A 6,936-nucleotide genomic window follows, 5' to 3' on the forward strand; every position below is an offset into this window, starting at 1 on the left:
GGCCTAAACCGCTGCCGCGGTGGCGCCACACCGAGCCGATAGCGTCCAATCTGCGTCCGTGTAGGCCCGATCGATCCTCGGTACGACAGCGACGGACCCCGTCTGAGGTGAGGCCGGGTTCCTTCGCTGTCGGCTCAGTTATCGGTGGCCGGGCACACGGTGCTGCTGAACGGGCACGGCTTGAACAGCTCCTCGATGAGCATCACCAACGTGGCGCTCCCGCTGGTCGCGTCGGCACTGCCGGTCCCCGCCTCGGCGACCGATACCGTCGGCGCGGCCGCCGCGGTAGCGGGCACCACCGCACCGAGTGCCACCATCGCCATGCCCGCCATCACGAATTTCCCGATCGACACGCTAACTCCCAATTTCGACAAGTGTTGTCACAGTTGACGACATGGATGCTGCCTTCTGAACCGACCGACCGGTAGCCCTGAAAACCAGGGTTGCGGCTGTCGATTCGGGGTCTCCGGGCGACGATCCGCGCCGTCGGCCACGCCATGAGCAGGTGAACCGCCGGGATGTCCACAGCACCCGGTATCCGGCCTACGGCTGACGGCCCTGACCGAGCCGTCTGACTCTCGATGTCCTGGTCACGCCGTTTCGGGAAGGGGCGCGCCTTCCGGGAAGCGGCGCACGACTTCGATCACCCCGACGATGTTGCGGTTGAATTCGTCGAGATCCGCTGCGGGGATCCAGTATTCGAGGATGTCGCGGCCGCCGGCCTGTTGCACGTCGTAGTTGTCGAGGTAGTCGGTTCGGACTGCGAAGCGGGTGACGTATCCCGCGCCGGACGCGGGCACATTCCAATCGCGGGCGATCAGCACCGCGTAGGCCTCGTTGAGGACCGGGTAGAAGATCGGCTGGTCGGGTAGGCGTGGTGGCCAGGTGCGCCAACCGGATTCGGCGACAAGCGCCAGCTCCTTGGGGCCGGTCGGCCGCCAGAGGATGGTGGTGCGTGGTGCGGTTGTCATCGTTACTCCTTCGCGAGTAACGCACCGTATCCGAGTAGCCCTGGGGAGGCCATTTGTTATTCGGTGGGCGGTGTCGCGAAGGATTCGAGGCCGGTTACTCGGAGGAGGTCGAGGGCGGTGGCGGTGTGGGTGTGGGGGGCGGCGGAGTAGATGACGATGGTTTGGTCGGTGTCGGGGACGTGCATGGCGTCGCAGTCGAGGGTGAGGGCGCCGAGGTCGGGGTGGGCGATGGTTTTGGTGAGGCTGTGCATGGTGCTGGAGCGGCCTGCCTGCCAGAGCGCCTCGAATTCTGGGCTGCCGGTGCGTAGTTCGGTGAGCAGGCGGGTCAGGCCGGGGTCGTCGGGGTAGGTCGCTTTCACCGCGCGCAGGCAGCCCACGCAGGCGGCCGCGTTGCTGTCGGCCTCCTCGGGCGTCATCACGACGCGGCCCATGCCGGTGCCGAGGAAGCGCTGCCACATGATGTTGCGCCGGCCCACCGGGATCGCGGAGAAATCACCGAGCAGGGCCGCCGACAAGGGATTCCAGGCAAGAACGTCGGATTTGGCCGAGAGCACGAGTACCGGCAGATCGGCCAGGCGATCCAGCAGCCGCAGCACGCTGGGACGGATCACCATCGGAATCCGCCCGGCCTGCGGCGGTTCCGACCCGGCGAGCCGGAAGACGAGATCGCGGTCGACATCGGTGAGCCGCAGCGCCCTGGTCAGCGCGCCGAGCACCTGCTCCGACGGTTTCGGTCCGCGACCCTGCTCCAACCGCACGATGTAGTCGACGCTCACCCCGGCCAGGTTGGCCACTTCCTCGCGCCGCAATCCGGGGACCTGCCTGCGTGACCCGCCCGGCAGGCCCGCGTCGGCGGGGGTCAGCCGGGAACGCGCGGTGCGCAATACCGTCGCCAATTCCGCTCTGTCCACCCCTCCCATGGTGCCGCAGGACAGCGGGTCAGGGGTGGTACCGCGGGTCCTATGCCGAGGCAGCACTGGAGACCGGGCCGGGTCGGGGTGACTCTGGAGCCATGACAACGATTGCCTTGGTCACCGGGGCCAACAAGGGACTCGGCCGGGAAACGGTGCGCAGACTGGCCGAAGCCGGCTGGCTGGTGTTCCTCGCCGCCCGCGACACCGCGCTCGGCGAGGCCGCCGCCGCCGAATTCACCGCGGCCGGTGTCGACGTTCGATTCGTCCCGCTCGATGTGACCTCCGACGACTCCGTCGCCGCGGCCGCCGACATCGTGAAGGCCACCGCGGGCCGCCTCGACGTGCTCATCAACAACGCGGGCATCGGTGGTCCCCGTCGCGCACCCTCTGAGACCGGCCCCGATGATCTGCGAGAAGTGTTCGAGACCAACGTCTTCGGCCCGGTCCGGGTGACGAACGCGTTCGTGGGTCTGCTGCGGTTGTCCGACCATCCCCGCATCGTGATGGTGTCCAGCGGTGTCGGCTCCATCGCGACGGTCACCGACCCGAAGTGGCAGGGCCTGCTGCCGCCCGCCCTCGGCTACCCGAGCACCAAGGCGGCGCTGAACATGCTCACCGTCATGTACGCGAGCGAACTCGGCGAGATGAAGGTCAACGCGATCGATCCCGGCTACACCGCCACCGACCTCAACGGGCACAGTGGTTTCCAGACCGTCACCGAGGGCACCGACGCCGTCGTCGCCGTGGCGACGGCCGACCGGGACGGCCCGACCGGCGGATTCTTCGACCGAACGGGCCCCACCTCGTGGTGAAGGCGGGCGCCCTGCTCGTGGCGGTGCTCGCCGGCCTCGGCATCACCACCTACCTGATGAGAACGGAGAGCCCAGTGGCACAACCGAAGACGAGCACGGTGCTGTCGATCGGTCTGCACCCCAGCGCCGTCGACTACACGCGCTACCCGCAGATCGACGAAGCCACCCTGACCGCGCGCATCACCGCAGGCGAAACCACCTTGCGCGAAGCAGGTTTCGACATCGTCTCCTGTCAGGTCCCAGCCGACCCCGACGCGGCCGAAGCGGTCCTGCGCGAATGCGCGGCGGGTGGGGAGTTCCGGGTCGCGATGATCGGCGCGGGTGTGCGGATGGCGCCCGAACACACCCTGCTGTTCGAGCGGCTGATCAATGTCGCCTCCGACCTCGCGCCCGGAATCCGATTCTGTTTCAACACGTCTCCGGAATCCACCATCGACGCCCTGCGTCGCTGGGTTCAGCCCGGCTGAGAGGTGACCGCCTACTTGTGGCCGCCGCCGTGGTCGTGACTGCACGTGTCGGTGCGCCGACCGTCGGCGCTCGCCTGGCCCGCGCCATGACCTTCGAGCGCCGCGAACGGGCCGCACTGATGCGGGGCGATCCAGACGTGCACCATCGGATTGCCCGCGCCGGGGTTGATGGAGTTGGGCGGGCAATTGCCCTGGGCGTCGAGGACGCCGGCGACCACGGGGCCGTTGTCGCCCGCCTTCCAGCAGAGATTGTCGTGGACGTGCCACTGCATCAGGGACCCGCCGAAGTCCACCAGGCTCGGGTCGTCGATCTTCTTGCCGTTGGCGATGTACATCGCCGACACGAGGGTGCGGCCGGTTCCGTCGACCCGATAGACCAGCGACTCCGGGTGGGCGGGGTCGAGGAAGTTGTTGTCGCGGATGTAGCTCATGTTGATGTAGTGCTCGTACCCGGTGGCCGAGTCGCCGATCGAGCGGAAGCCCAGGGCGCCAACGGTGTTCACATCCGAGAAGGCGGGCAGGCCGTCGAGCGTGCTACGCACCAGGTTGGTCGCGCGCGATTGCTGGTCCGACGTCACACCGGCGACACCCGACAGGTCGATCGGCTTCGTGGGATCCCACGGGCGCGGCCAGTTCGCCTCGGTGCCGTGATCGTCGCCCGCGCCGTGCGCGTGGTCATCGCCGCCGGCATGCGCGTGATCGCCGGTGTCGCCGTGACTGTGGACGTGCCCGACACCGTTGAGCATCGCCGCCAGCGCCAGCACACCCACCGCGGCGGCCGCGATTCCGGAGCGCATCGGCGGCAGGGTCGCGGTGGGCCGGAGCAGGCCGATGCCCGCGGCGACGGCGGCCAGCGCACCCAGCACCGCGCACACGGTGTCGGCCACCTGCGGTGACTCCGCGGTCAACCCGGCGATCCACCCCACATCGGCGAACCGGGTGAACGCCCACACCGCGGCGGCGAAGGCATTTGCCGCGAGCATCGAGCTCACGACCACCTTCCGCTCGCTCAGCAAGACCGCCAGCCCGGTCGCGCACTGGATCGCGGCGAGCACCACCATCAGCCGCGCCAGCGTGGCGTGCTCGGTGTGCATGCCCGCTGCCATGAAATGCACGGCGCCCGCCCCCACCGACGCGATCCCGCCCAACAGCAGGTATCCGTTACGTCCGTTCGCCATGCCACGCTCCTGTGTTTTCTGAGCGCTGGCGCGCTCGAGCGGGGCCCTTCGGGCCCCTGATCTTCCCTCCCTCCGGGCACTCCTTCGTCGCACCCTCCACTCAGTCCAGATCAGGGCGGGCCCCTTGGGGTAGTTCGCGCCGGACATTACCGGGGCACACTGTGGCACCGTTGCCACCCGGATAAGAGAACTCTGTGACCGATGTCTCGCCACAGTGTCCGGAAACGGCGAACGCCGGGCGGATCGCGATGATCCACCCGGCGCAGGCCGTTGTGCGAGAGGAACTTACGTGGTCGGCTCGAAAGCCTCGCCGATGATCTCGGCCTGCTCCACGGCGTGCACCTTCGACGAACCCGAGGACGGGGCCGACATGGCGCGACGCGAGATGCGGCGCAGACGGCCCAGGCGCTCGGGCAGCACCTCGGGGAGGTTGAGGCCGAAGAAGGGCCATGCGCCCTGGTTGGCCGGCTCTTCCTGGACCCAGGCGATGTCGGTCGCGTTCGGGTACTTGGCCAGCGCCTCGTTGAGGCGGTACGTCGGGATCGGGTAGAGCTGTTCGATCCGGACGATCGCCACGTCTTCGCGCTTGTGCTTGGCCTTCTCCGCAGCCAGCTCGTAGTAGAGCTTGCCCGAGGTCAGCAGGATGCGCTTGACCTTGGCGGTGTCGCCGATGCCCTGTTCGTAGGTGGGCTCGTCGAACACCGAACGGAACTTCGACTCGGTGAAGTCCTTGACGTCGGACACCACGGCCTTGTTGCGCAGCATCGACTTCGGCGTGAAGACGATCAGCGGACGACGGATCCCGTCGAGCGCGTGCCTGCGCAGCAGGTGGAAGTAGTTCGCCGGGGTGGACGGCACCGCCACGGTCATCGAGCCTTCAGCGCACAGCTGCAGGAACCGCTCGATACGACCGGAGGTGTGGTCGGGACCCTGACCCTCGTGGCCGTGCGGCAGCAGCAGCACCACGTCGGAGAGCTGGCCCCACTTGGCCTCACCGGAGGAGATGAACTCGTCGATGATCGACTGCGCGCCGTTGACGAAGTCACCGAACTGCGCCTCCCACAACACGAGTGCGTTGGGGTTGCCCAGGGAGTAGCCGTATTCGAAACCGACGGCGGCGTACTCGCTCAGCGCCGAGTCGTGCACCGCGAACCAACCCGGCTTCTCCGAACCGATGTTGTGCAGCGGGGTGTACTCGACGGCATTGATCCGGTCGATGATCACCGAGTGACGCTGGGTGAACGTGCCGCGCCGCGAATCCTGACCGGTCAGGCGCACATCGTGGCCCTGGTCGATCAGCGAACCGAAGGCGAGCAGCTCGGCGAAGGCCCAGTCGACCTTGCCCTCGTAGGCCATCTCGCGACGCTTCTCCAGCACCGGCTTCACGCGCGGGTGCACGTTGAAACCGTCCGGAGTGTTCAGGAACGCGTCACCGATGCGCTGCAGCACCGACTTGTCGACCGCGGTGACCACGGTGGCGGGCACCTTCTGGTCGTCCTCGACGGACTCCGACGGCTCCGGAACGTACTTCTCCAGCTCGCGGACCTCGTTGAACACACGCTCCAGCTGACCCTGGTAGTCGCGCAGCGCGTCCTCGGCCTCTTTCATGGAGATGTCGCCACGGCCGATCAGCGATTCGGTGTACGCCTTACGCACCGAACGCTTGGTGTCGATGATGTCGTACATCTCCGGCTGGGTCATCGAGGGATCGTCACCCTCGTTGTGCCCGCGACGGCGGTAGCAGACGAGGTCGATGACGACGTCCTTGCGGAACTTCTGCCGGAAGTCGACCGCGAGGCGCGCGACCCAGTCGCAGGCCTCCGGGTCGTCACCGTTGACGTGGAAGATCGGCGCGCCGATGAACTTCGCGATGTCGGTGGAGTACTCGGTGGAGCGGCTGTTCTCCGGCGCCGTGGTGAAGCCGATCTGGTTGTTCACCACGATGTGGATGGTGCCGCCCACGCGGTAACCACGCAGACCCGACAGGTTCAGCGTCTCGGCCACCACGCCCTGACCGGCGAACGCGGCATCGCCGTGCAGCATCAGCGGCATCACCGAGAAGCCGTCGGGGCCGTCGCCCTTGTCGAGCAGGTCCTGCTTGGCGCGCACGAGGCCCTCGAGGACGGGGTCGACCGCCTCCAGGTGCGAGGGGTTCGCGGTGAGCGAGACCTCGATCTCGTTGTCGCCGAACATCTGCAGGTACTGGCCGTGCGCACCGAGGTGGTACTTCACGTCGCCGGAGCCGTGGGTGGCCGCCGGGTTCATGTTGCCCTCGAACTCGGTGAAGATCTTCGAGTACGGCTTGCCGACGATGTTGGCCAGCACGTTGAGGCGACCGCGGTGCGGCATGCCGATGATGACCTCGTCCATGCCGTACTCGGCGCACTGGTCGATGGTGGCGTCCATCATCGGGATGACAGCCTCGGCGCCTTCGAGCGAGAAACGCTTCTGGCCGACGTACTTGGTCTGCAGGAAGGTCTCGAACGCCTCCGCGGCGTTGAGCCGGTTCAGGATGTACTTCTGCTGCGCGACAGTCGGTTTGACGTGCTTCTGCTCGACCCGCTCCTGCATCCACTTGAGCTGATCGGTCTCTG

At 67.4% G+C, this 6,936-nt stretch carries 7 protein-coding genes; 2 read left to right on the top strand and 5 right to left on the bottom strand.

The genetic code is table 11. The annotated features are described in order from the left end of the window. Positions 1-134: 134 nt before the first annotated feature. From ACFWF3_RS18785 to ACFWF3_RS18795, 3 genes are all read right to left on the bottom strand, one after another. A complete protein-coding gene (locus tag ACFWF3_RS18785) occupies positions 135-353 on the bottom strand; it encodes a hypothetical protein (protein ID WP_378993431.1) in 219 nt (72 codons plus the stop codon). A 237-nt stretch (positions 354-590) separates the two neighbouring features. Further along, complete coding sequence (locus tag ACFWF3_RS18790) at positions 591-971, bottom strand: ADP-ribosylation/crystallin J1 (protein WP_378993433.1); 381 nt, start codon at positions 969-971, stop codon at positions 591-593. 56 nt (positions 972-1,027) lie between these two features. Continuing rightward, a complete protein-coding gene (locus tag ACFWF3_RS18795; protein ID WP_379314645.1) occupies positions 1,028-1,882 on the bottom strand; it encodes a helix-turn-helix transcriptional regulator in 855 nt (284 codons plus the stop codon). 101 nt (positions 1,883-1,983) lie between these two features. On the opposite strand from ACFWF3_RS18795, the gene ACFWF3_RS18800 reads away from it, so the two are divergent. Next, the gene (locus ACFWF3_RS18800; RefSeq protein ID WP_379314646.1) at positions 1,984-2,697 is read left to right on the top strand and encodes an SDR family NAD(P)-dependent oxidoreductase; all 714 of its coding nucleotides are present in this window, start codon (positions 1,984-1,986) and stop codon (positions 2,695-2,697) included. Then, the gene (locus tag ACFWF3_RS18805) at positions 2,691-3,164 is read left to right on the top strand and encodes a hypothetical protein (protein WP_379314647.1); all 474 of its coding nucleotides are present in this window, start codon (positions 2,691-2,693) and stop codon (positions 3,162-3,164) included. Before ACFWF3_RS18800 ends, ACFWF3_RS18805 begins: the two co-directional genes overlap by 7 nt. Before the next feature lie 11 nt (positions 3,165-3,175). Here the strand turns inward: ACFWF3_RS18805 and ACFWF3_RS18810 are convergent, their stop codons facing one another. Together ACFWF3_RS18810 and ACFWF3_RS18815 are read right to left on the bottom strand one after the other, a co-directional pair. After that, entirely contained in the window at positions 3,176-4,342 is a 1,167-nt protein-coding gene (locus ACFWF3_RS18810) for a hypothetical protein (protein ID WP_379314648.1), read from the bottom strand. Between the two features lie 285 nt (positions 4,343-4,627). Further along, a partial coding sequence (locus ACFWF3_RS18815) for a multifunctional oxoglutarate decarboxylase/oxoglutarate dehydrogenase thiamine pyrophosphate-binding subunit/dihydrolipoyllysine-residue succinyltransferase subunit (RefSeq protein WP_379314649.1) occupies positions 4,628-6,936 on the bottom strand: 2,309 nt, incomplete at its 5' end.

Origin of the sequence: Nocardia sp. NPDC060220 (assembly GCF_042727815.1) — a bacterium.
Taxonomy (GTDB): domain Bacteria; phylum Actinomycetota; class Actinomycetes; order Mycobacteriales; family Mycobacteriaceae; genus Nocardia.